The organism is Nitrospira sp. T9 (assembly GCF_052156535.1).
GTDB lineage: Bacteria > Nitrospirota > Nitrospiria > Nitrospirales > UBA8639 > Nitrospira_E.
Map to the genome: position 1 here is coordinate 159,313 of NZ_JBQKUP010000044.1, position 21,717 is coordinate 181,029.

The 21,717-nt window shown below is 52.2% G+C and carries 23 protein-coding genes; 22 read left to right on the forward strand and 1 reads right to left on the reverse strand.

Going from position 1 to position 21,717, the window contains the following annotated elements; translation table 11 throughout:
• The first annotated feature begins 19 nt into the window (after nt 1-19).
• From ACTRXD_RS21775 to waaF (ACTRXD_RS21880), 22 genes are all read left to right on the forward strand, one after another.
• Nucleotides 20-592: an OmpH family outer membrane protein gene (locus ACTRXD_RS21775; protein ID WP_442433874.1), complete on the forward strand. Its 573-nt coding sequence runs from the start codon at nt 20-22 to the stop codon at nt 590-592.
• 76 nt (nt 593-668) lie between these two features.
• Nucleotides 669-1,124 carry a 3-hydroxyacyl-ACP dehydratase FabZ gene (gene fabZ / locus ACTRXD_RS21780; protein WP_442433875.1) on the forward strand — a complete coding sequence of 152 codons (456 nt, stop codon included), beginning with the start codon at nt 669-671 and terminating at the stop codon, nt 1,122-1,124.
• A gap of 71 nt (nt 1,125-1,195) precedes the next feature.
• The gene (lpxA, locus tag ACTRXD_RS21785; RefSeq protein WP_442433876.1) at nt 1,196-2,005 is read left to right on the forward strand and encodes an acyl-ACP--UDP-N-acetylglucosamine O-acyltransferase; all 810 of its coding nucleotides are present in this window, start codon (nt 1,196-1,198) and stop codon (nt 2,003-2,005) included.
• A gap of 27 nt (nt 2,006-2,032) precedes the next feature.
• Nucleotides 2,033-2,902: an LpxI family protein gene (locus tag ACTRXD_RS21790; RefSeq protein ID WP_442433877.1), complete on the forward strand. Its 870-nt coding sequence runs from the start codon at nt 2,033-2,035 to the stop codon at nt 2,900-2,902.
• A gap of 18 nt (nt 2,903-2,920) precedes the next feature.
• Nucleotides 2,921-3,946, forward strand: coding sequence for a Gfo/Idh/MocA family protein (locus ACTRXD_RS21795; protein WP_442433878.1), 1,026 nt, complete (start codon nt 2,921-2,923; stop codon nt 3,944-3,946).
• A 48-nt stretch (nt 3,947-3,994) separates the two neighbouring features.
• A complete protein-coding gene (gene lpxB / locus ACTRXD_RS21800; protein ID WP_442433879.1) occupies nt 3,995-5,125 on the forward strand; it encodes a lipid-A-disaccharide synthase in 1,131 nt (376 codons plus the stop codon).
• Nucleotides 5,122-6,876 (forward strand): lipid A export permease/ATP-binding protein MsbA, encoded by a 1,755-nt coding sequence (gene msbA / locus ACTRXD_RS21805; protein ID WP_442433880.1) that lies wholly within the window; start codon nt 5,122-5,124, stop codon nt 6,874-6,876. Before lpxB ends, msbA begins: the two co-directional genes overlap by 4 nt.
• 19 nt (nt 6,877-6,895) lie before the next feature.
• Nucleotides 6,896-7,411 carry a lysophospholipid acyltransferase family protein gene (locus ACTRXD_RS21810; protein ID WP_442433881.1) on the forward strand — a complete coding sequence of 172 codons (516 nt, stop codon included), beginning with the start codon at nt 6,896-6,898 and terminating at the stop codon, nt 7,409-7,411.
• A gap of 2 nt (nt 7,412-7,413) precedes the next feature.
• Nucleotides 7,414-7,620: a hypothetical protein gene (locus tag ACTRXD_RS21815; protein ID WP_442433882.1), complete on the forward strand. Its 207-nt coding sequence runs from the start codon at nt 7,414-7,416 to the stop codon at nt 7,618-7,620.
• Nucleotides 7,621-7,627: 7 nt separating this feature from the next.
• The gene (locus ACTRXD_RS21820) at nt 7,628-9,013 is read left to right on the forward strand and encodes a 3-deoxy-D-manno-octulosonic acid transferase (RefSeq protein ID WP_442433883.1); all 1,386 of its coding nucleotides are present in this window, start codon (nt 7,628-7,630) and stop codon (nt 9,011-9,013) included.
• A gap of 36 nt (nt 9,014-9,049) precedes the next feature.
• Nucleotides 9,050-10,150 carry a tetraacyldisaccharide 4'-kinase gene (gene lpxK / locus ACTRXD_RS21825; RefSeq protein WP_442433884.1) on the forward strand — a complete coding sequence of 367 codons (1,101 nt, stop codon included), beginning with the start codon at nt 9,050-9,052 and terminating at the stop codon, nt 10,148-10,150.
• 68 nt (nt 10,151-10,218) lie between these two features.
• Nucleotides 10,219-11,310, forward strand: a complete 1,092-nt coding sequence (gene waaF, locus ACTRXD_RS21830; RefSeq protein WP_442433885.1) for a lipopolysaccharide heptosyltransferase II — start codon at nt 10,219-10,221, stop codon at nt 11,308-11,310.
• Nucleotides 11,307-11,909, forward strand: coding sequence for a D-glycero-alpha-D-manno-heptose-1,7-bisphosphate 7-phosphatase (locus ACTRXD_RS21835; RefSeq protein ID WP_442433886.1), 603 nt, complete (start codon nt 11,307-11,309; stop codon nt 11,907-11,909). The genes waaF (ACTRXD_RS21830) and ACTRXD_RS21835 overlap by 4 nt, the downstream gene beginning before the upstream one ends.
• A gap of 75 nt (nt 11,910-11,984) precedes the next feature.
• Nucleotides 11,985-13,085 (forward strand): glycosyltransferase family 9 protein, encoded by a 1,101-nt coding sequence (locus ACTRXD_RS21840; protein ID WP_442433887.1) that lies wholly within the window; start codon nt 11,985-11,987, stop codon nt 13,083-13,085.
• A 30-nt stretch (nt 13,086-13,115) separates the two neighbouring features.
• Nucleotides 13,116-13,883: a glycosyltransferase family 2 protein gene (locus ACTRXD_RS21845; RefSeq protein ID WP_442433888.1), complete on the forward strand. Its 768-nt coding sequence runs from the start codon at nt 13,116-13,118 to the stop codon at nt 13,881-13,883.
• An 85-nt stretch (nt 13,884-13,968) separates the two neighbouring features.
• The gene (locus ACTRXD_RS21850) at nt 13,969-15,093 is read left to right on the forward strand and encodes a glycosyltransferase family 4 protein (RefSeq protein ID WP_442433889.1); all 1,125 of its coding nucleotides are present in this window, start codon (nt 13,969-13,971) and stop codon (nt 15,091-15,093) included.
• 57 nt (nt 15,094-15,150) lie between these two features.
• Nucleotides 15,151-15,921: a polysaccharide deacetylase family protein gene (locus ACTRXD_RS21855; RefSeq protein WP_442433890.1), complete on the forward strand. Its 771-nt coding sequence runs from the start codon at nt 15,151-15,153 to the stop codon at nt 15,919-15,921.
• Between the two features lie 169 nt (nt 15,922-16,090).
• Nucleotides 16,091-16,948 (forward strand): glycosyltransferase family 2 protein, encoded by an 858-nt coding sequence (locus ACTRXD_RS21860; protein WP_442433891.1) that lies wholly within the window; start codon nt 16,091-16,093, stop codon nt 16,946-16,948.
• Nucleotides 16,900-18,105 carry a glycosyltransferase family 4 protein gene (locus ACTRXD_RS21865; protein WP_442433892.1) on the forward strand — a complete coding sequence of 402 codons (1,206 nt, stop codon included), beginning with the start codon at nt 16,900-16,902 and terminating at the stop codon, nt 18,103-18,105. Before ACTRXD_RS21860 ends, ACTRXD_RS21865 begins: the two co-directional genes overlap by 49 nt.
• Nucleotides 18,106-18,130: 25 nt before the next feature.
• Nucleotides 18,131-18,451: a hypothetical protein gene (locus tag ACTRXD_RS21870; protein WP_442433893.1), complete on the forward strand. Its 321-nt coding sequence runs from the start codon at nt 18,131-18,133 to the stop codon at nt 18,449-18,451.
• Complete coding sequence (locus ACTRXD_RS21875; protein ID WP_442433894.1) at nt 18,448-19,179, forward strand: hypothetical protein; 732 nt, start codon at nt 18,448-18,450, stop codon at nt 19,177-19,179. The genes ACTRXD_RS21870 and ACTRXD_RS21875 overlap by 4 nt, the downstream gene beginning before the upstream one ends.
• A gap of 81 nt (nt 19,180-19,260) precedes the next feature.
• Nucleotides 19,261-20,259 carry a lipopolysaccharide heptosyltransferase II gene (gene waaF / locus ACTRXD_RS21880; protein ID WP_442433895.1) on the forward strand — a complete coding sequence of 333 codons (999 nt, stop codon included), beginning with the start codon at nt 19,261-19,263 and terminating at the stop codon, nt 20,257-20,259.
• 372 nt (nt 20,260-20,631) lie between these two features.
• Here the strand turns inward: waaF (ACTRXD_RS21880) and ACTRXD_RS21885 are convergent, their stop codons facing one another.
• Nucleotides 20,632-21,693 (reverse strand): hypothetical protein, encoded by a 1,062-nt coding sequence (locus ACTRXD_RS21885; RefSeq protein ID WP_442433896.1) that lies wholly within the window; start codon nt 21,691-21,693, stop codon nt 20,632-20,634.
• Between the last annotated feature and the right edge of the window lie 24 nt (nt 21,694-21,717).

The following is a 21,717-nucleotide window of genomic DNA, read 5'->3' on the forward strand; positions in this document are numbered from 1 at the left end:
GGGGAGGAGAGAACATATAATGAGGAAGATAGGGGTTGGGGGTAACTGCGGGTGGGTGACTTTGGGAAGTCTGGTCCTGAGTTTTGTCTGGGGCTGCACGGCTATAGGGCCAAACAATCCATCGGATCTCCCGGTCGGCGTCGTTGATCCTCAGCGGATATTGGCTGAAACAGTCAAGGGAAAACGGCTGTCGGATGCCCTGAATGCCTTTATGAAGGATCGGCAGACGCTTGTGGAATTAGAGCAGAAGGAATTACGTAAGTTGGAAAGTGAATTGATGGCCCAAAGTACGGTGTTAAGTCAGGAGGCCAGAGATCGGAAGGAAGAACAGTTCAGGGAAAAAATGGCCGGGTATCAGCAAAAGGTAGCCGATTTAAACAGAGAAGTCCAAGAAAAACAACGCGAATTGCAAAACGAATTTCGTCTCCAGGTGCAAAAGGTGGTAACAGAAGTTGCCGGTCAGCGTGGCTTGGGCCTGGTCTTAGAATATGGTGTGAATTCAGGCACATTGTTTTATCAACCTGGCCTGGATATTTCTACTGAGGTTATTCAGGCACTGGATCGGGAGAGTGGAGAAATTCGTATACCCTAGGTATACCTAGTCAAAGGGTGGCTCATGGTCATAAGGACCAATGGTGTCAGAGTAACATTGAGAGAAAGGGGTCAGTATGGCTGAGAGCGAGTTAGATATTCTCCAGATTCAGGCATTACTTCCGCACAGGTATCCCTTCTTATTAGTGGATCGGATCCTTGAATTCCAAGAGGGGACGCGGATTGTGGGCATTAAAAACGTCACGGCCAATGAACAGTTTTTTCAAGGGCATTTCCCCGGGTACCCCATTATGCCTGGTGTGTTACTTCTAGAAGTGATGGCACAAGTTGGCGGGGTATTGGCCAGAAAAACGGCGATGGGGACGGGGCGCCCCACCGTTTTTCTCACCGGAATTGAAAAAGCCAAGTTTCGTCGACCGGTCGTTCCCGGCGATCAATTGCGGGTTGAGGTCGAGGTGATCCGGAGAAAAGATCCATTTTGGAAAATGGCCGGGAAGATCTTGGTCGAGTCCTCCTTAGTCTGCGAAGCCGAAATGACCGCCATGGTCAAAGTCGAAGAAAATGAGGCCTAGCTACAGGCAACAGGATTGTTGCGCGAAGTCTGGCTTTGAATTCATATTCAACGCAATAAAGTGAGAAATTGATGAATATTCATCCCACAGCAATTGTCCATCCCAAAGCTACAATAGGTGAAGATGTCGTAATCGGGCCCTATTGTGTCGTGGGTGAACATGTCACGATTGGAGATCAAACCGAATTAGTGGCTCATGTGTGTATAGAGGGGCATACGGACATTGGCCGGTGTTGCCGGTTTTTCCCATTCGTGTCTATTGGAACCCCTCCGCAGCATTTGCAATATAAAGATGAGCCCACCAGAGTCTGTCTCGGGGATCATAATATTGTTCGTGAGAATGTGACAATTAATCGAGGGACAGCTTTTGGAAGTGGAGTGACCAGAATCGGACACCATAATTTTTTCATGGCCTATACCCATGTGGCTCATGATTGTGAGCTGGGTAATTATATTGTGATGGCCAATGCGGCAAACTTAGCCGGGCATGTCGCAGTGGGAAATTCTGTCGTGATCGGAGGCTTAGTCGGGGTGCATCAATATGTACGGATTGGTGAATATGCGATGGTGGGAGGGTGTTCCGCCCTAGGACGGGATGTCCCGCCGTTTGTTCGTGCAGCAGGAGGTTATCGTGCACAAATGTTTGGGCTGAATACGATCGCCTTGCGACGCCATGGGTTTTCCGGAGCACGCATGAATACCTTAAAGGCCGCATTTGAACTCTTATTCCGACAGGGACATCGCCTTCAAGAAGCCATTAAACTTGCTCGTAACGAGTACGGGGAAAGCACGGACGTCATGACGTTACTCACCTTTTTGGAGAGCACCAGTCGGGGGATTTGCCAAGTGTCCTCACGGGAGTTGGATGATGAAGAGGAGTAAGGTTGGGGTTGACTTGGTGCGAAGGGTATGATTTCTCCTGAGCAAGATGAGCGGATTGGACTGATTGCGGGTAACGGGCGTTTTCCGATTATTTTTGCCGATAATGTCCGGCGGTTAGGGTTTTCGGTTTCCGCCATTGCGCATGTGGGTGAGACTCTTCCGGAACTTGAATCCCATGTTGATCGCATTCATTGGCTCAAGGTCGGGCAGTTTAGCAAGGCCCTGGCGGCATTAAAGGGTGATGGCATCCGCCAGGCCGTCATGTTGGGTGGCATCCACAAAACGCATGTTTTCACGGCACTTCGGCCGGACCTCCGGGCCTTGGCTATTTTTAGCCGTTTGAAGCACTGGAAGGACGATGCGATTCTCAGGGCGGTGGCTGGAGAATTAGAGCGGGAAGGGATTCAGATTCTGGAGTCCACGTTTGGTCTGGAAGGCATTCTGGCGAGAGAGGGCAATCTCGCCCACAGGAAACCAACGAGCAAAGAGTGGGACGATATTCAATTTGGTTGGGATACCCTGGAAACCTTGGGAAAGTTAGATATTGGGCAATGTGTCCTGGTGAAAAATCGGGTAATTGTCGCCGTTGAAGCCGTTGAGGGAACGGATGGGACCATTACTCGTGGAGGGACACTTGGTGGCAAGGGAACGGTGGTGGTCAAACGCACGAAACCGCATCAGGATCTTCGGTTTGATTTACCGGCTGTTGGTCCTCAGACCATTCAGTCTATGGTCGCGGTTAAGGCTTCAGTTCTCGCCATCGAAGCCGGGCGCACCGTCGTTCTTGATCGTGAGGAGATGTGTGCGAACGCCAGATCAGCAGGTATCGCGATCGTGGGAATTGCTCCAACAGGCCTTTTACAGCATGCCGCGTCTTCCGATGCTCCACCACGGTAAGGGGACGGGTTCCCCATCGTGGTGTTTCGTGTGGTGTCACTGGAACCGCTGTCTCTGTTCTCCAATTCAGCGACGACCGATCCCTACATGACACAATCCTTACGAGTTGGGGTGATTGGTGTTGGTCATTTGGGACGACATCATGCTCGCATTTATAGAACCCTGCCTTCTGTGACCTTAGTTGGGGTCTCTGATACTGATACCTCACGCGGGCATCTGGTGGCGGATGAATGTGGAGTATTATTTTTCCAGGATGTGGACGAGCTGCTGTCATTGGTCGATGCGGTGAGTGTGGCGGTCCCGACCTCGGCACATGGTGTTGTGGTCACGACCTGTTTGCAACGCGGGTGCCATGTTCTGGTCGAAAAGCCAATTGCCAGCCATGTGTGGGAAGGTGAGCAGTTAGTTGAACTGGCAAAAGTCCGTGGAATCATACTGCAGGTTGGACATATTGAACGATTTAATCCGATCGTAGAAGTGATGCGTCCTCTCGTGAGTCAACCTGGCTTTATTGAATGTCACCGTCTAAGTCCTTTTCAGCCTCGAGGAACCGATGTCGATGTGGTACGGGATCTCATGATTCATGATTTGGATCTTTTGTTATCCTTAGGGTTGGGCCCTATCCTACAGGTGGAGGCGAGAGGCATGCCGGTGTTTACCGATCTGCCCGATATTGCCAATGTGCGAATTCTCTTTGAAAGCGGGTGTCTGGCGAATTTGACTGCCAGCCGCATCTCGACTGGACGACTGCGAAAGATCAGAGTCTATCAACGGGATCGCTATCTCTCGGTTGATTTTGGTGGAAAAGAGGCTGTGATGAACACCAGGAGAAGTTTGGAAGGTGGAACTTTTGAAGTTGAAACGCAACATATCAAGGGTGATGAAGGCGATGCCCTGACTCGTGAATTGGGTTGCTTCATTCAATCGATTCTGGGAAATCCTTCCGCCAGAGGTGTCTCAGGAGAAGAAGGGGTGGAAGCCCTGAGAGTCGCGACTCAAGTTGTCTCGCTCATTCAACAACATGCCGGGCACTTGCCACGGTAATCGGCGTCCGTGCGAACTTTCCGCCATGAGTGATCTGTTAGAGTCCCGATGCCAAAAATCTTCTTAGTGACCGGTGAGACATCTGGCGATATTCACGGGGCGCACTTAGCTTTGGCACTTCGGGAGCTGAATCCCGCTGTGGAATTAATCGGTGTGGGTGGGAGTCGGATGTTGGCAGCCGGGGTCTCGCTTCTTCCGCATGTCAAACGGGTAGATGCCATGGGCGTTCCGGGGATCCGTCAGCTCATCCAGGGGTGGAAGACCCTACGAACGCTAACCAGTTACCTCCAACGTGAACGGTTTGATGTCATTATCCTCATCGACAGTCCGGGATTGAATCTTCGCCTGGCCAAGGCCATCGCACAACGGTCATGCAAAATTATCTATTACATTGCCCCTCAGGTGTGGGCATGGGGAAGCCGTCGTATCACACTCATTCGAAGAGTGATCAGCCATGTGTTAGCGATTCTTCCATTCGAAGAGGCCTATTTCCAAAAAGCCGGCATTCCCTGCACGTATGTAGGCCATCCATTATTGGATGAGCTCAAGCCTGCTTATGATATGGTGCATGAGCGTCAGGAATTAGGATTGAACAGAGAGGATCTGGTGATCGGTCTGCTGCCTGGGAGTCGTGTCCGGGAAGTCCGGGAGGTGTTGCCGGCCTTTCTGCGTTCCATTGAACAGATTCGGATTCAATACCCTCGAGTTCAAGTCCTTCTTGCCCAGGCGCATTCACTGTCCGATTCGATGGTGAATGAGCTCCTTGGACATTTTAGACAACAGGTCAAGGTAGTTAAAGGTCTGTCCAATGAGGTGATGGCGGCTTCAAATCTTTTACTGGTAACCTCTGGGACGGCAACGTTGCAAGCGGCACTGATTGGAACACCGATGGTCGTGGTCTATCGAACATCTCCCTTGACCTATCATATTGCCAAACGGCTGGTTAAAATTCCTTATATTAGCCTAGTGAATATTTTAGCCGATCAAGAAATTGTTCCGGAGCTGATTCAGAATCGTATGACCCCGGATGATATCGCCCACGAAGCCTTAGGCATCTTGCAAGACGTTCGCCGCCAACACGACATGACCCAGGCTTTCCACACCATTCGGACTGCTCTGGGGGGGGCGGGAGCGTCGAAACGGGCTGCGGCATATATCCTTGCTGAGGCGACCGCATGAAGACCTTCTGGCGAATCGTGTCGTATCTGAAGGAGTACCGCCTGCGGTTGCTTGGCGCGTTTGTCTGTTCTGCCGGGGTGGCAGGACTATCAGCGGTCTATGCGTGGCTTGTCCAACCGGTTCTGGATGGAATTTTCATTGAACGCAATCAGGAGATGTTGCTCATCCTTCCATTGGCTGTCCTGGGTGTCGCGATTTTAAAAGCCTCCTTTGCCTATGGACAGGGTTATCTCATGAGTTATGTGGGCCACTGGCTTGTGTCCGATATTCGCCAACAATTGTTTATTCATATCGTGCGCCTGCCTATTCGTTTTCACGATGCGAATACGTCAGGACGGTTGATGGCCAGGGTGATTAGCGATGTCAACGAAATGGCGAATGCCATTCCCAGTGTGTTGAAGGATATCTTTCAACAGGGGCTGACGTTTGTGGCGATGCTGTCCGTGGTCTTTTATCAAAATTGGAAACTCGCGACGATTGTGTTGGTCGTATTACCCTTCTCCTCATTGGTGTTGGTCCGGGTCGGCCGACGGATTCGTAAACTTTCAAAGCGTGGCCAGGAATCCATTGGAAAAATGGCTTCCGTCTTAAAAGAAGCGTTTTCCGGCATCAAGATCGTGAAGGCCTACGGTCAGGAAGAGAAGGAGGCTGACCGATTCTCTTTGACGAATCAAGCCTTTCGGACAGCAAAAGTGAAGTCGTCTCAAACCTCAGCGATGGCCTCTCCACTTCTTGAAGTCATCGGAGTCTGCGGTGTGGCCTTTATTATCTGGTATGGGGGAGGATTGGTCATTGCTGGAGAGATGAAGCCGGGAGAGTTCTTTTCCTTTCTGGCTGCCATGTTCATGGCGTATGCCCCCCTCCGGAAAATGTCCGGAGCCAATGAGTCGGTTCAGCGTGCGCTTGCGGGGGCTCAGCGGGTGTTTCAAGTTCTCGACCTGGAAAGTGAATTAGCGAAAGACGAAGGCAAGAAAATTCTTCCTCCCATGGCGAAAAATTTGGAATTTTCCGGTGTCAACTTCAGGTATGAGGGCTCTGACGAGGCGGCCTTGCACGAGATAAATCTCACAATCAACGTGGGGGAGGTGGTGGCCTTCGTCGGAGCCAGTGGAAGTGGAAAAACCACTCTCGTGAGTTTGGTCCCACGGTTTTATCGCCCGACGGAAGGAGCCGTGAAAATTGATGGTAAGGATATACGCCTGGTTGATCGATCATCTCTGAGACGGCAGATTGGCATCGTGTCTCAAGAAACCGTGTTATTTGATGATACGATCAGAAATAATATTGCCTATGGCCGTCTGGATGCGAGTGAGGAGGCTGTTATTGAGGCGGCGCGCGCCGCCTTTGCCTGGGAATTTATTGAGCGGCTCCCTCAGGGACTGGACACGCTGGTTGGTGAGAATGGACTGCGATTATCGGGCGGACAACGTCAACGACTCGCGATTGCCAGGGCAATTTTGCGGGATCCCCCGATTCTGATTCTGGACGAGGCGACGTCCGCTCTGGATTCGGAATCTGAAAAGTTGGTGCAGAAAGCCCTGGCAAATCTGGTAAAAGCCAGAACGACCTTGATCATTGCCCACCGATTGTCCACGGTTCAACATGCCGATCGTATCGTGGTGATGAATCGCGGTAAAATTGAAGAAATCGGCACTCATGCCACCTTGCTTCAACAGGGAGGCCTCTATACTCGATTGTATCAAACGCAATTTTTATTGACTCAACCCGAACCGTTACCGACGACCTCCTAAATTGAAGGGCGCCGTTCCTATGTTGAATTGGATCAAACTGTCCGTCGCTCCGCCATTGGCCGCACACATGATTCGCCTTTTGGGACATACGATACGTATATCCACCGTCGGTGGGAGAACCGTGGACGAGTTGTATCGCCAAGGCCGACGGATCATTATTGCCTTTTGGCATGGCCGTCAGTTGATGATGCCGTTGGCCTACCGTGGGCAACAGGCCTCAATTTTGATTAGCCAACATCGGGATGGAGAAATCATCGCGCGAATCATGGGGTACTTTGGATTTCAGTCCATTCGCGGGTCGAGCACACGCGGGGGACTGCGAGCGACCAGGCAATTGTTGAAGGCCGGGCGGAATGGCGGGGATCTGGTTGTGACGCCCGATGGCCCGAAGGGACCGGCCTGCACGGTACAATCGGGAGTGATTTACCTGGCAAAGGCGACGGGATTGCCCATCATCCCTTTAACCTTTGCCTGCTCAAAAAAAAAGTCTTTACGAGTTGGGATCGTTTCCAGATTCCCTATCCCGGTGGGGTAGGGTTGTTTGTGTGGGGCCCACCCATCTGGGTAAGCCAGGATCTTTCCAACGAGCAGCTGTCCGGTCCAGGGTTGGAGCTGGAAGGTTCGTTGAACCGGCTCACGGCTCAGGCGGAATTGGCTGTTCAGGATTCTGACCCGGTTGATTCATTTCTCCGCCGAATGTCTTCCCAGAATCTGATCGATATGAATGAGACCTTCGATCGGTGACCGAATCATGTATTATGTAATGTACAATGTGCTGCTGGTATTGTCCTTTCCCATTATCATCGGACTCCTGCTGACAAAAAAACGCAGTCAACGCGGCCTATGGTGCCGGCTTGGGGCGGTTCCTGTCGAATTGCGGAATCTGCAAAAACCGGTCATCTGGATCCATGCGGTCTCCTTGGGGGAGGTGGTGACGATCGTTCCGCTGCTCCAGGCGATGAAGGAGCGGTATCCTCAGTGGTCGTTGGTCGTGTCCACGGTGACAGAGACCGGTCGGGAAGTCGTGATCAAGCGTTTGGAGGGTGTGGCTATTCATTGTTATGCTCCGGTTGATTTTTTATGGGCGGTTGACCGGTATATCCGCATACTTCAGCCCCGGCTCTTTATTTTGGTGGAATCAGAATTCTGGCCCAATCTGCTGAAAAATCTTGAACGGCATCGGGTGCCGATCTGTCTTGTCAACGGGAGAATTTCTTCACGATCCTTTGCCAGATATCGTCGGGTTAGAGGCATGATGAAGCAGGTGTTGAGCTGTCTCGATCTGGCCTTGATGCAATCGGAGCACGATGCTGAGCGCATCGGCCGGTTAGGGGCCGAGCCAAATGCCATTCATGTCACCGGGAATATGAAGTTTGATCAATGGCTTGAGCAAGGACGGTCTGCCGATTCCCATGTCTCTTTCAGGGCACTCTTCGCATGCCAAGCTGGTGAGCTGCTTATTGTGGCCGGGAGTACGCACCCTCAAGAAGAAGAGTGTTTGTTGGATGCGTACCGGCAGGTGATTGCCCAACACCCGCAGGCGGTACTGGTCATGGCTCCACGACATATTGAGCGTGCGGCTGCGCTTGAACAGGTTATTCAACAGTCTGGATTCGCGTGTGTCCGTCGCAGCAGGTTGGTGCAGGATGTCGGAGAACAAGCTTTTCAGAAGGGCCCTCGCGTCATCGTGTTAGACACCAGAGGGGAGTTGGCCTTTGTCTACCGGGAGGCCTGGGTCACTTTTGTGGGAGGTACACTGGTTCCGGTTGGCGGACATAATTTGTTGGAACCTGCACAATGGGGTCGCCCCGTTCTATTTGGTCCCCATGTCGATCATTGCCGGGACATTGCCGGACGGCTTCTGAGAGCAGGGGGAGGCATACAAATTCAGAATCAGGAGGATTTGGCCTCTCAATTGGTTCGTCTGATCGCGCATCCTTCAGCAGCCCCGGAGATGGGCCAACGGGCGTTGGAAATGGTCCGGACCCATCGGGGCGTCGTCACCAGGAATCTGCAATGGATTGATCAATTGTTGGACAAGGACAATTCGGCCTTTTTCTCTTTGTCGACAAAAGGGTCTTCTTCAATCAAATCAAATCTTATGAAGTGCTCCGATAAGCTTCCGTTAGAGCCCTGAATAAGGAGAGAATATGATCTCCGCCATGTGTCCTTCGTGAACACGACGTCCCCTTCCCTTGGTGTGAACCCGGAACGGCTCTGGCGTTGGTTGGACCGGCGTTGCCCATGGATTCTCCGGTGGTGTGCCGTTCCCTATGGTGCAGTCGGTCATTTGCGGAGGACGGCCTATCAACGTGGCTGGTTTTCTCAACATCGATTGCCAAAACCGGTGATCAGTGTGGGTAATATGACCGTGGGGGGAACCGGGAAGACTCCATTGGTGATGTGGGTCGCTGCCAGACTTCATGAGCGGGGCAAGCGGGTTGCGATTTTAAGCCGAGGGTATGGAAGGGAATTTCCGGCAGTGAATAGGCTGGTCTCTGATGGGGTCTCGCTGAAGAGAGATTGGCGATCGGTAGGGGATGAAGCCATGCTCATGGCGCGCAAGTGCCCATGGGCGATTGTTGCTGTGGGAACAGATCGGTATCGTCTCGGACAGTGGGTGTTAGAGCAGACCTCATGCGATTGCTTTCTTCTTGATGATGGCTTCCAGCATCTTTCTCTCTATCGTGATCTGGACGTGCTCTTATTTGATGCGACCGATGTTGGGGGGTTAAGCGAAGTCGTGCCCGCCGGCCGAATGCGTGAACCGCTGTCCGCAGCAAAATGGGCCACGACGATCGTCTTCAGTCGAACGGAAGGAGTTGTATCGGTCGCATCACTTCAGAATCGAATCGAACAGAGCGTGGGAACGCCCATTTTCCCCTTGCGTCTGGAAACCGAACCCGGAATGTTCACGCATATTGCGACAGGGAAATCTCAACCGACCGGGGCCTTTAAGGGGACCGCCTGTTTGCTCTTTAGCGGGATTGGCAATCCCGCCTCCTTTCGATCGAGTGTGGTCTCCTGTGGGTTGACGGTGGGTGAGGAGGTTCGGTACCCCGATCATTTTGCCTATTCAGAAAAAGATGTTGAAGCCATTCGTGTAAAGATGCGACGTGTAGGGCTTGCTCTCTCGATCACAACAGAAAAAGATGCTCTGAAAATTAAAGAGCATCTGAAACATGATGATCCTCTATGGTCGCTGGAAGTGCATGTCCGGATGACTCAAGGGGAAGACCAGTTACGTGAACAGCTCCATACCATTTGTCCATAGGACTCAGTTATGGTTGCTCAGATAGGGTCAAGCAGATCGGTTTATGTGAAGGGGCCTATCGTTTTTCGATGAACATTCTCGTCCGCGTTCCCAACTGGATCGGCGATGCCGTGATGTGCCTACCCGCTCTCATGGATTTGCGGAATCATGATCCGCATGCCAAGGTCACAGTGTTGGCCAGGCCGATCATCGGAGAGTTGTTGGAAGGACATCCGGGCGTGGATGAGGTCATGATGTATTTCCATCAAGGGGAACATCAGGGACTTTTCGGGCTCTGGCATCTCATTCAGCTTGTGAAGAGAAAACAATTTGATCGTGCGGTGTTATTCCAAAATGCCTTTGAGGCGGCCCTCATTGCCTGGGTGGCTGGTATCCCATCCCGCATCGGGTATGCGACGGACGGACGGCGTTGGCTTCTGTCCGAGCATGTGCCCAGGCCGGATCGGGCTACCCTGCATCATACGGCGTATTATCGGGAACTCGTGAAGGCTATCACCCACTCTCCCGGGAAACACGACGGGACCCCTCAACTTTTTCTGTCTCCTGAGGTGAACCATGCATGTGCCAGCCAATTTCCTGAGATATTTCTTCCATCAGACGGTCTGGTCATTGGGATCAATCCCGGTTCGGTGTATGGATCGGCCAAGCGATGGATACCGGAACGTTTCGCGGAGGTGGGTGATCGCCTGGTTGAGCGTCTGACAACAGAATTTCCCGGGGCTCCGTTTGTCCGCTGTGTCCTGATTGGAGGCAAAGGAGAAGAAGCGCTTGCGCAGGACATTGCCAGACGGATGCGGTTTGAGCCGATTGTCCTGTCCGGAAAAACCACCATACAGGAATTAATGGGAGTGTTGACACGCTGCTCCGTCTTGGTTACCAACGACACGGGACCCATGCATGTGGGGCAGGCTCTTGGGGTCCCGGTCGCGGCGATTTTTGGTTCAACGGATCCCTCCACGACAAGTCCTTATGGGCAAATCAGTGCCGTGGTGACGGCATCAGTCCGTTGTGCACCCTGTTTATTGCGCGCCTGCCCGATTGATCATCGTTGCATGACCCAAGTGTCCGTTGAGCAGGTTGTGGACGTCGCGCTGTCTCAAATCAGGATGATGTCATCAGGCTACCCGAAGGAGGGTCGGATCAGAGGGCATGTTGGATGAGAAATGAGTCCGCCGCACGGGGTACGGCCGTATTTTTGGATCGGGATGGCACCTTGAACCACGATACGGGATATGTCACTTCTCCCCAACAATTGGTGTTGTTTTCCGGAGTCCCTGAAGCCATCGCCCGATTAAACCGCTTAAGGGTTATGGTGCTTCTGGTCACCAATCAATCGGCTATTGGTCGGGGGATGATGACCATCGAAGAATTGGAGTCGATCCATGAGAGGCTGGCGGAGTTGATTCGTCCCTCTGGAGCCCGGATTGATGGTATTTTCTTCTGCCCTCATCATCCTCAAGACGGATGTGGATGTCGAAAGCCCAAAGCGGGATTAATTCAACAAGCGGTCACTCGATTTGCTCTCGATGTATCGCAGTGTTATCTGGTCGGGGATAAACGCAGTGATTTAGAGGCCGCTCGCATCGCCTCGGTACCCGGTGTCCTGGTCATGACGAGTTCGTATAGTGCGGATGTGGTGAAGGCGAGAGACGCGGGACAGGTGCCGGTTGACTATGTCGCCGACACCTTTGTTCATGCCGTCGACTGGATAGAACAGCAGATCATGAACCGAGACAAACGAATCAGGCAAAACCGTTGAAGCCGCTCATCCATTCATTCAGGTAATTGGGATATCGTATGTTGTCGATGAGCTAAATGTTTCTCGCGGGTACGTATGGACATCACTCCTCAGCGCATCCTGGTCATCAAATTAAGTTCGCTGGGCGATATTGTTCATGCCCTTCCAGCAGTAACTGCGTTGCGTCAGCGGTTCCCGCAAGCCCGCTTGACCTGGCTGGTTAAAAAGATCTGGGCGCCGATTCTGGAAGGGAACCCCGATATTGATGACATTTTGTCTGTGAATGTGTCTTGGCAGAATTGGCCGCATATCTTTCGTACGCTCCGAAGAGGGCAGTTCGATCTGGTTGTGGATTTTCAAGGGCTGTTTCGTTCAGCGATCTTTGGGGTGATGACCGGAGCTCGAACCCGTGTTGGTTTTGCGCGAGCAAGGGAAGGGGCGACCTGGTTTTATACACACCAGGTGCCTTTGCCTGAGACCAAACCTTCTCCCTGGCGTTTGTTGGAGGTTCATGCTGTTGACCGGAATGTCGCGATCACCACATTTCTGGGCGCACGCTCATCTACTCCGGTGTTCCATCTGCCTCAATCCTCTACCGATCGTCTCACAATCGAAACGATGCTTCAGGATGCCAATGTCCTGGAGCATGAACATTTGATTGCCTTGGCACCTTGGACACGGTCTGCCATGAAGTCCTGGCCGTTTAAACGGTTTGTGGATCTGGCCATCGAATTGGTGCAGTGGCCCGATGTTCGTGTTGTACTTTTGGGTGGGGCTTCAGACATCTCTGCTGCCGGGGAATTTGACCGTCTTGTGCCTCAGGGGCTGATCAATCTGGTCGGACGACTGTCTCTTACTCAATTACCCTCACTCTTGCGAAGAATGCACCTGCTCATTGGAAACGATTCGGCGCCCATTCACCTTGCAGCGGGAGTGGGCATTCCTGTGGTCGCGATCTTTGGCCCCACGCATCCCCAAGCCACAGGTCCCTATCCCTTGGGAAAGCATGTTATCGTACGCACGGAATTGCCCTGCAGTCCCTGTGGAGCACGAACATGCAGAAATCCCAACTATCTGGAATGCATGGAATCGGTCTCGCTCAAGGATCTCCTTCGTGAGATCAAAAAAATCGTCGAGGGCTTCTCTCATCAAAAAGACGATCGCGTGCCGGTAATCCCATTCTCGGCGAAACCGTGAATCTGTGAGGAGGACGAAGGAAAGAACCGCATGACGGAACAACGCACGAGAGAAAAAGTTTCCGCTGTGGTGATTGCCTATAATGATGCACCGAACATGCGGAAATGTCTAGAGAGTCTTCATTGGGTGGATGAATTGGTGGTGATCGATTCTCATAGCACGGATGGGACCACTGATATCTGCCGTGAATTTACCTCCAAGATTTTCCACTATCCCTTCCAGGGGTTTGGGGTGCTTCGGAATCACGCCCTGACCCATGCCGCGCATGATTGGGTGCTGAGCCTGGATACGGACGAACGAGTGACGCCAATGGTGCAGGAGGAAATCGAACGGTTGCTTCTGGAGGGGCCTTCGGCACAGGCGTATAAGGTCCCCAGAAGAAATTTTTTCCTTGGGCGGTGGATCAAACATTGTGGATGGTACCCTGATTACCGGCAACCCCAGTTTTTTCATAAGGGACATATGCGATATCGGGAGGAGTTGGTTCATGAGGGCTATGAGCTGAAGGGGAAACTTGGCTATCTTCAGGCCAGTCTGGAGCAGATACCCTTTCGGGATATCGATCACTACTTTCGCAAAATGGATCGGTATTCCAGCTTGCGGGCGGAGGACATGCATCGCGAAGGCCGGACATTCCGCCCCCATCAGTTGGTGCTTCGTCCCTTATTTACCTTTCTGAAAATGTATGTGTTTCGGGGGGGGATGTTGGACCGGAAACCGGGACTGATTTTATCCATGTTGTATGCCTATTACACCTTTGTGAAATACGCCAAGTTGTGGGAAATGCAAAAAAGTTGATTCTATGGACCTCCTCTGCGATCCCGTTGATTCTCTAATGGCTATGCCGAAGGTAACCCCAACTTTCTCTCGTCATCAGAGACCCATGCGCATTCTTCACACAGAATCTTCTTCAGGGATGGGAGGGCAGGAATTCCGCGTGCTGGAGGAAGCGCAAGGCATGGAGAAGCGTGGCCATACGGTGGTCGTGGCTGCCCCGCAAGGGAGTCAGTTGGCCGCCCTGGCTGAACAGCGAGGGCTTCAGGTCACGACAACCACGTTCGGCAAGCTTGGGTGGGTCACGTTGGTCCCTTCCTATTTGCGAATTTTGAAATACTATGAGATTGATGTGGTCAATACGCACGGGTCTCTTGATAGTTGGACGGCATCGATTGCCGGACGGATTTGGTCCCGACGCCCCATCATTGTCCGGACCCGCCATAAAAGCACGCCGGTCTCACGGACGTGGCGGCATCGACTCCTCTATGAGAAATTGCCGCATGTCGTCACCACCACCGGTGAGGCGGTCAGACAGGGATTGATGACACGGACCCGGCTGAGTCCTTCCCGGGTCATTTCGATTCCCACGGGAGTTGATTTGGAGCGGTTTCATCCTCAACCCCCGGATGCGTCCTTACGAAAGAGTTTGGGGCTTGGAACCCACGGTCCTCTGATCGGAGCCGTCACCTTTCTGCGCCCGGAAAAGGGCATGGCGGTCTTGATCGAGGCGGTCCGGTGGCTCACGCAACGTTTTTCCACCGTCCAGTGCCTCATCATCGGAGATGGCGGAGAACAGCCGGCACTGTTGGGTCGCATTCGAGAGCTTGGCTTGGAGCACTGTGTGCATCTCATCGGGTTTCGGCAGGATGTGCCGGCTCTGCTGGCGATCCTTGATGTGGTGGTCATTCCTTCTTTTGAAGAAGGTATTCCTCAATCTCTCACTCAAGCCTTAGCCATGGAACGTCCTGTGGTCGCTTCTGCGGTGGGAGGAGTGCCTGAAGTGGTGCAGGATGGTCTGAGCGGACTATTGGTCCCTCCACGAGATTCCGAAATCTTAGCCGAGAAAATTGCCTGTCTTCTGTCTGATCCCATTACCGCGACCCGAATGGGGAAGATCGGGCGACAGGTTATTCACGAACGATTTTCCATGGATCACATGCTGACTCAAACGGAGTTGGTGTATCGGCAATTGATGCAATCACACTCCCCTGTTGTCGTGAAGAGGTCTTGAACGGGTGTGGAGCGCGTCGGCGACTTAGCCGGGTTGAGCCGCAAAGGATTCTAGAACATGGTTTGTCTGACAGGGGATGTCCACCAACGCTCGTATCGGGGAACCGATACGCCATTTTCCTCTCAAACAGAAGTCGCGTTAGCCGCGAAATATTGTGATATTGCCGGGAAATACGGAGTGAAAGTCACGCTGTTTTTTACCGGAAAAGCCTGTCAGGAAGAACCGGACACGGTGAAAATCCTATCGGGTCTGCCTCATTGTGAAATTGGAGGCCATACTTTTGCGGCTTTTCGAGATCCGTTATCGCGAATATTCAAGAAAGTGTATGGAACGCCATGGGGAACCACTGCGCACCAACTTCGTGATATTCAGAGGACCATTGCCAGCATTCAACAGGTGACGGGCAAACGAATTCAGACCTGGCGAAACCATAGTTATATACGAACCGCTGATACGGATCGCTTATTAGAATCCTGTGGAATCCATGTGGTGTCCGATGAGGTCTCCGATTTGAAAATATCCGCGGAATGGGTGCGTCCCGGCTATCGTTCGGTTCCGATGAATGTTCTTCCGGATCACGAACATGTATTACATGGAAAATATCAACATGGAAAAACCAAACCGGAGCGTCTTACCGACCGAATGCCTATCACGGAATGGGCCGTTCAGGTGAAGTCGAGTATACGGAGTATATGCGAGCAAGGAGGTACCGCGACGGTCCTTGCCCATCCGATGTGCATGGACGTTGCCGATGGCATGGTGGTGTTTGAGGAGCTTTGTCGATATATCCAGCCGTATGGGACGGTTTGGCTATCAGAAGTCCAGTGAAGGCAAGGTAGTGGGGAAAAATTAAACATGCCGATTGAGGAGAGGTGGGGTGGGATACCTGATGTGCAGAGATCGACCAATTGACGACGATGAACAACCCGGGACTGTGCGGGTATAGACTGTCTTTTTTATTACTCTTGGTGGTTATCGATAACGGATCATTCATCTTATGAAGAACCAGAATAGTCTAGCCCAAAAGAATGGCATTGCCGTCAAGCGGGAAACGGTCTCTTGTGCCGTGGTGGCATTCAACGAAGAGAAAAACCTTCAGCCGTGTTTGGAAAGTGCAACGTGGATGGATGAAATCGTCGTGGTGGATTCATTCAGTACGGATCGCACCATGGATATTGCCAGAACGTTTACGGACAAGATTTTTCAACGCCCCTGGCGAGGGTTTGGGGATCAGAAAAATTATGCGATGGATCAAGCGACCACGGATTGGGTTTTTATTTTGGATTCCGACGAGCGAATTCCTGCCGAACTTCAGGCTGAGATAGAAGCCGTGCTGTCTGCCGGTTCGAAGGATGGGCCTGTGGCCTATTATGTCCCCCGTCATAATTATTATTTTGGCTCCCTGGTGTTAAATGCCGGGTGTTATCCCGATTATCAATTGCGTCTGTTCCGCCGGGGAATCGGTCATTTAGATGATGCCGAGCCCCACAATAAATTCATCTTTTCCGGAGAATCCGCCTATCTCTCGTGTCCTTTGGTCCATCTCACCCGGCCCACGCTGCACAATTATTTTGAAAAATTTCCAAACTTTACGACCTTGGCTGCTCAAGACCGGGCCAGAACTAAACGCCATGTGCGTGGCACAGACCTCCTATTTCGTCCGATCTTTACATTTTCGAAATATTATTTTGCCCGAAAGGCTTATCGTGATGGCATGGCGGGGTTTTTAGTCAGCGCTCTGTCCAGTATGTATACCTTTGTGAAATATGCCAAGCTCTGGCATATGAGACAGCTAGAAGCCCAGGGATGTTCTCAGTCAATACAATCGCGAGCGGTAACCCGCCCGCCAGCATGACAGTCCATGCCGATAAGACATTGTCCGATGATTCACACCGGTTCAGACACCTGATGCGCGTCGGGTTTGATGCCGGGCCCATGCGTTCTGTCTATAGCGGGATTGGACAGTATGTCCGATGTCTCTTCCCTACCATGTTTTCCTTTTCTCAGGATATTGAATGGGAGGCCTATGCCTCATCGGGTGGTTCTTCCCAAACCTTTCCGCTTCATTTTCCGTCGCATGTCTCCGTGAAATGTTCCAAGTCCTCTTGGGGGTTTGGTCGAATGGAGAAAGACCAACTCCCGCTCGATATCTTTCATGGGACCAACTTTAAGGCTCCCGATTACGGCCAACGTCACACCATACTCACGATCCATGATGTCTGGTTGGCACGTCATCCAGAGTATTCGAAAAAGCTCTTTGGTCAAGCGCTTTCATCCTGGAAGTTAGGTCTGCGTGCCAGGCAGGTCTCTCGCGTGGTGGCGGTCTCCTCATTTTCTTCCCGGGAAATTCAAGAGGTGTGTCATCTCCCGTCGGACCGTATTACGGTGATCCATCACGGGCCGTCTCCCGACATGTTTCCTGATCGGGATGAGCAGAAGTTTCAGGAGGTCCGGACTCGATTGCGCATTTCTGCCCGTCCGTTTGTGCTGTTTGTGGGGGGAGCTGAACCACGGAAAAATCATACGGCAGTTTTTAAGGCATTTGCCCGATCTCCTCGACTTGCCTCATCGTTCTCTCTTGTGGCCATCGGTGAATTAGAATCACGGGGCGCCAGCCTGATGGTGACGGCCAGGGATGTAGGGATTATGGATTCGGTCCGTTGTCCCGGATATGTGTCCAGCGAAGAATTACGTCTCCTGTATTCCCATGCGGAAGCCTTTGTGTTCCCGTCCTTGTATGAAGGGTTCGGTATTCCCCTTCTTGATGCGATGGCCTGTGGTGCCCCGATTATTACCGGGACGGGGAGTGCTCTCCCGGAAGTCGCAGGGGATGCCGCTCTCTATGTCGACCCTCACGATCCGGAACAATTGGGAGTGGAAATAGAACGGCTGGTGCGTGATCGGGAATTACACACGCAATTACGCAACAAGGGGTTCGAGCGGGTCAAGCAATTTTCATGGGAGCGGGCGGCACAGGAAACGCTGAATCTCTATAGGGACGTGTGTGGCTAACCAAAGGTGCTTTATGAAAATGGCAATGGCTTGGATCACATCCTGGCCGGCTTGGATGGTATTGCTATCGGTAGCTGTAACGGTTGGGCTTCCTCGTGTTCCGTATTATCAGGAGGGTCTTCCCTATATCTATGACCTCGGGGGGCTGGCTTTGGTGGCTTGGTTTATTGGGTTCGGGTTTCTCATTCTTGGACTCTATTTCGTCGTCATGGGATGTGTGAGTGCCGGGTGGTTCCTGAGCAGGAGGCTCTCTGCGGTTCTTTTTGGAGGCGTAGCATTGATTTTTGCCGGCGGCTGTTACTGGTTCTATCTGATTTTGTTAGAGATGTCAGTCAAAGTCACATGAGACCGGGATTTCTTCAGATGCCCTCGGACAAGCCTTCACTCCTCGGGGATACACGTCAACGACAGGCCCAACTGTGTTGGAGGAACCTTGTGGAGGCGCTCTTTTTTTGTTTGACGGTGACGCTCCTGGCAAAATGGTCTACCAATTTGCCGGCGTGGGGGGACGTCATTGCCTCAGAAAACGGGCCGGTTGAGATGATGAGTGCGGGCGTATGGTTTGTCGCTATGGTGTGGTGCCTGACTGCGGGCCTCAGTCATTCCCATCATCGCATTGAGTGGTTGGGGCTCACGGCTCTCTGTCTTCTCTTTGGCCTGCGGGAGTTAGATGCGCATGTCTGGGCGACCGGATGGAATTTTGATAAGTTTGCGAATTATTGGAACCCGAGCTTTCCTCTTTGGGAACGACTGTTGGTGATTGGGGGTATGATTATTCCCGTCACGGTTATTGGAATAGTCCTCTGTTCTCGAATCTGGTCACGACTGGCGGCAGCATGGAATAGTCGTGCTCCCTGGATTGGCCAATTGACCCTGGGAGGCATAATGCTGAGTTTCTGTGTGGTGGTGGATAAAGTACATGGCTATTATCTTCCAATTCTTGGGTTGGAAGACGCACAGCTATTCTTCATGGGGCTGGAAGAATTTGGAGAATATGTACTGGGAATTTATACCGTGTCGGCCTTATGGCCTTACTGGCAAGCAACCCTTCCATTCCATCAGGCGGATTCCTGAAATGAAGCCCCCTCGGTGTGTCACCCGAACGGTTCCTCTGTAGGATGATCTTTTCAGGGTAATCTCGAAGTCACGATTCACGTGAAACGTCTTCTTCTTATTAAACTCCGGTATATCGGGGATGTTGTGTTATCCACTCCTCTTCTGCCCATTCTGCACAAGCGATTTCCCGGTGCGTCACTCACCTTTCTGGTGAATCCTGGAACGGAGGGCGTGTTGTTCGGGAATCCCTATTTGGAAACAATCATGGTGTTGCCTCGTGAAGGATGGGGCCAAAAGTTTGCGTGTTATCAATCGCTGCGTCAGGCTCGTTTCGATGGGGTCGTGGATTTAACGGACGGTGATCGCTCCGCATTTCTGACCTATTGGACCGGTGCCGGGGTCAGACTGGGGTTTAATCGGGAGAATCGGTGGCGTGGAAAGCTGTATACGCATGTGCTGCCATCAGCCTATGGTTCCATGCATATGGTGGATTATCATGCCCAGGCCTTGCCCGCCTTAGGTATCAGTGATTCCGTGGGCAATCCCGAATGGTATTTGCGATCTGAAGACCATGAGCAGGGGGATCAACTGATGGCCTCGCTCCAGGTCGGGCAGGCGCCATTGGTGCTCCTTCATCCTCCAGCGCGATATGCCAAAAAAGCCTGGCCTCTTGAGCGATTTGCTGCCTTGGCCGATTGGCTAGCGGATCAGGGAGCGGTCGTGGCCTTGATCGGGCACCAGTCAGAGATGCTGATAGGAGAACACATTGTCAATCTGAGCAGGTCCAAACCCCGTAATGTGATGGGGCAAACCGGTTTGCGTCAACTGGCGGCAGTGATGAAGCGAAGCGCCTTATTTATCGGGAACGATGGGGGCCCGATGCATGTGGCGGCAGCAATCGGTTGTCCTGTTCTGGGGTTATTCGGTCCCTCTGATCCTCATGTGTGGGGTCCGAGGGGAGGAAACGTTTCCGTGATTTATAAAGGCCTGGACTGCGAAAAATGTGTTCATGACGCGTGTTCGCTGGGGGAAGAAGGTTGTATGCGGCAAATATCAGTCGAGGAAGTCTGCCGGATTGCGGGCCTGTTTCTGGATTGAGTGTTCGTGGTTACTCAGGCACTAGCAGGGTGTTGAAAAAGTCCGTCAGCGGCGTTCTCGCCCCTTGGCCGTGCTCACGTACTTCTTGTACGCTCCGCCCGCCCAAGCAGCTGCGGCCTTGCTGGACGGGTCTTTTTGAACATCCTGCTTCGCTCATGGAAGATCGTAAAATTTTTCATCCCGATAGGCTTTCAGAAGAATTTTGAGTTTTTTAACATCCTGCTCGAGAATTTTGTGACGGGAGTTGTTGAATATCCAAATAGGTGCTTTTTCTCATGGGCATATGAATAACAGAGACCAAACCCAGGACAATGATGGAGTGTTGAAAAATGACTGTCCAACAATGCCGCTGGAAGCATTTTCATCATTCCCTTACGGGAAGGCGGGTAAGGGTAAATAAACGAGAGGATGACCAACCAATTCCTCCAGCCATTGTTCCGTGGCCTGATGAGGAAGAGGTCGTTGGTTGAGGCGAATCTCCAGACGAAAGTCACCATTTGTCCCCACCAATCCCACTATGGCCGCCACGTCCTCACCTTCAGGAAGGAGAAAGTCGGTCTGGAATTCTGCCAGGCTGCCATACACCCGCCCTTGCGGCTCTAAGAGCTGAAGCAACTCAGGCATATCGGACAGGGTGCAGTGAATACTACAGCGATACATGAACCGGGGATTGGGTGCGATGCCAGTGAAATCCAAGAGGGCGGGTTCAGGAAATCCCGTGAGATACACACGCACATGCGCAGGTTTGCCCTGGTAGGTCGCAGCCAGTTGACTGGCCGGAACCAAAAACTCAAAGGGATCCGGCGAGTTGAGTTCGAATTGGCAGGGGCCAAACGCATCCGGCCAAGAGCAAAAGAGCGGGGTATCCGTTCGGTCTGTCTGCAGCAGGACTCGTGAACCTTTTTGCGTCGCCTCAATCGGAAGATCAAGGATCTGAATGGCCGTCCGAAAGGCGTTTTCCCGGTCCGTGAGCCAAAACCGGTCCCGTGGTTTGGCAAGTGTTTCCCCTGGTGTAATGACTTCGGTGGTATGAACCCGGACCCGAATGAATCCATGGGTATGTCGAAATCCGAGCCACAGCCAGGCCTCCGGCAGGAGTGTTGTCAGCGGCTGGGTTATACGCCAGGGATGCGCGATCGAACAGTAGGTGTTCACCGATTGATGCGTTTGAAAGATGGAGTGATAGTGGCCTGCCAATAAAAAAAAGTCGCCCTGCCAGTTGTCGAGGAGATGTAATAAGGTGACATCCTCGGTGGGCCATGGCGCGAGGGCCTGGATGCGTTGTGGATGGTCCACCTCCCATTCTTCGATATAGCCGATCATCTCCTTGTCCTCATGGATGGAGGTCAGGCCTAACTGCCTTAATTTTCCCGCCACCGATAAAATATCATCGAAGGAGAGCGTCGCTTGGGTTTCCCAACGATGTTCACGCATGGGTCATATTCAGCAAAGCGAAAT

Excerpts from the sequence above, each read along its gene's own strand:
- ACTRXD_RS21840 (WP_442433887.1), top strand. The coding sequence starts at position 11,985 with ATGGACATCACTCCTCAGCGCATCCTGGTCATCAAATTAAGTTCGCTG.
- waaF (WP_442433885.1), top strand. The coding sequence starts at position 10,219 with ATGAACATTCTCGTCCGCGTTCCCAACTGGATCGGCGATGCCGTGATG.
- ACTRXD_RS21855 (WP_442433890.1), top strand. The coding sequence starts at position 15,151 with ATGGTTTGTCTGACAGGGGATGTCCACCAACGCTCGTATCGGGGAACC.
- ACTRXD_RS21810 (WP_442433881.1), top strand. The coding sequence starts at position 6,896 with ATGTTGAATTGGATCAAACTGTCCGTCGCTCCGCCATTGGCCGCACAC.
- ACTRXD_RS21850 (WP_442433889.1), top strand. The coding sequence starts at position 13,969 with ATGCGCATTCTTCACACAGAATCTTCTTCAGGGATGGGAGGGCAGGAA.
- ACTRXD_RS21835 (WP_442433886.1), top strand. The coding sequence starts at position 11,307 with ATGAGAAATGAGTCCGCCGCACGGGGTACGGCCGTATTTTTGGATCGG.
- ACTRXD_RS21790 (WP_442433877.1), top strand. The coding sequence starts at position 2,033 with ATGATTTCTCCTGAGCAAGATGAGCGGATTGGACTGATTGCGGGTAAC.
- ACTRXD_RS21875 (WP_442433894.1), top strand. The coding sequence starts at position 18,448 with ATGAGACCGGGATTTCTTCAGATGCCCTCGGACAAGCCTTCACTCCTC.
- ACTRXD_RS21870 (WP_442433893.1), top strand. The coding sequence starts at position 18,131 with ATGGCTTGGATCACATCCTGGCCGGCTTGGATGGTATTGCTATCGGTA.
- ACTRXD_RS21775 (WP_442433874.1), top strand. The coding sequence starts at position 20 with ATGAGGAAGATAGGGGTTGGGGGTAACTGCGGGTGGGTGACTTTGGGA.
- lpxB (WP_442433879.1), top strand. The coding sequence starts at position 3,995 with ATGCCAAAAATCTTCTTAGTGACCGGTGAGACATCTGGCGATATTCAC.
- ACTRXD_RS21845 (WP_442433888.1), top strand. The coding sequence starts at position 13,116 with ATGACGGAACAACGCACGAGAGAAAAAGTTTCCGCTGTGGTGATTGCC.
- ACTRXD_RS21820 (WP_442433883.1), top strand. The coding sequence starts at position 7,628 with ATGTATTATGTAATGTACAATGTGCTGCTGGTATTGTCCTTTCCCATT.
- ACTRXD_RS21885 (WP_442433896.1), bottom strand. The coding sequence starts at position 21,693 with ATGCGTGAACATCGTTGGGAAACCCAAGCGACGCTCTCCTTCGATGAT.
- ACTRXD_RS21865 (WP_442433892.1), top strand. The coding sequence starts at position 16,900 with ATGTTCTCAGTCAATACAATCGCGAGCGGTAACCCGCCCGCCAGCATG.
- fabZ (WP_442433875.1), top strand. The coding sequence starts at position 669 with ATGGCTGAGAGCGAGTTAGATATTCTCCAGATTCAGGCATTACTTCCG.
- lpxA (WP_442433876.1), top strand. The coding sequence starts at position 1,196 with ATGAATATTCATCCCACAGCAATTGTCCATCCCAAAGCTACAATAGGT.
- msbA (WP_442433880.1), top strand. The coding sequence starts at position 5,122 with ATGAAGACCTTCTGGCGAATCGTGTCGTATCTGAAGGAGTACCGCCTG.
- ACTRXD_RS21860 (WP_442433891.1), top strand. The coding sequence starts at position 16,091 with ATGAAGAACCAGAATAGTCTAGCCCAAAAGAATGGCATTGCCGTCAAG.